Annotated in this window: 2 protein-coding genes; both read left to right on the forward strand. The window is 54.9% G+C overall.

Going from position 1 to position 949, the window contains the following annotated elements:
- Window positions 1-162 carry a cytochrome oxidase putative small subunit CydP gene (cydP, locus tag EAY64_RS20895; protein WP_158527783.1) on the forward strand — a complete coding sequence of 54 codons (162 nt, stop codon included), beginning with the start codon at window positions 1-3 and terminating at the stop codon, window positions 160-162.
- Window positions 159-949 (forward strand): cytochrome ubiquinol oxidase subunit I (locus EAY64_RS19705; RefSeq protein ID WP_199734500.1); only part of this gene is annotated, 791 nt, incomplete at its 3' end. The genes cydP and EAY64_RS19705, both read left to right, overlap by 4 nt.

Genomic DNA, 949 nt, shown 5'->3' on the forward strand with positions numbered 1-949 from the left:
ATGAAAGACAAAAAGAAATACCGCCGGGATATTGCCTGGGTGTTGATTGTGAAACTGATTTTACTGACCTTGTTATGGTCGGTTTTTTTCCGTGAACGGCCGGCGGTGGTGCCGGCCAAGGCCGCCACGCACTGGCTGCAACACGAGGAGCTAGCACCATGAATGAAGCACTGGTCGATATATCGCGGCTGCAGTTTGCCGTGACCGCCCTGTATCACTTCCTGTTTGTACCGTTAACTTTGGGCATGGTGTGGATTCTGGTCATCATGGAATCCGCCTATGTCATTACCAGGCAGGAAATCTACCGCGACATGACCCGTTTCTGGGGCAAGTTGTTCGGTATCAATTTCGCGCTGGGGGTGACTACCGGCATCACCATGGAATTCCAGTTTGGTACCAACTGGGCCTATTACTCGCATTATGTCGGGGATATTTTCGGCACCCCGCTGGCGATTGAAGGCCTGATGGCGTTCTTTCTGGAATCCACCTTTATCGGCCTCTTCTTCTTTGGCTGGGACCGGCTGTCGCGCGGCAAGCATTTGCTGGTGACCATCCTGATGGCCATCGGCTCCAATCTGTCGGCATTGTGGATCCTGATTGCCAATGGCTGGATGCAAGACCCGGTGGGCGCGCATTTCAATTACCAGACCATGCGCATGGAAATGAGCTCGATGTGGGACATCGTGTTCAACCCGGTGGCTCAGGCCAAGTTTGTCCACACTGTCAGCGCCGGTTATGTGACGGCCGCCTGCTTTGTGCTGGGTATTTCCAGCTGGTACATCCTGAAAGGCCGTGACCTGCCGTTTGCCCGCCGCAGCTTCCGTATTGCCGCGGCCTTCGGTTTTGCCTCGGCCTTGTCGGTGATTGTGCTGGGCGATGAGTCCGGCTACACCGTGGCCGAATCACAGCAAACCAAGATTGCTGCGATGGAAGGCATCTGGAATACCGA

The sequence above is a fragment of the Aquitalea palustris genome (assembly GCF_003693445.1).
In the GTDB taxonomy this organism is placed as follows: Bacteria; Pseudomonadota; Gammaproteobacteria; order Burkholderiales; family Chromobacteriaceae; genus Aquitalea; species Aquitalea palustris.

Excerpts from the sequence above, each read along its gene's own strand:
- cydP (WP_158527783.1), top strand. The coding sequence starts at position 1 with ATGAAAGACAAAAAGAAATACCGCCGGGATATTGCCTGGGTGTTGATT.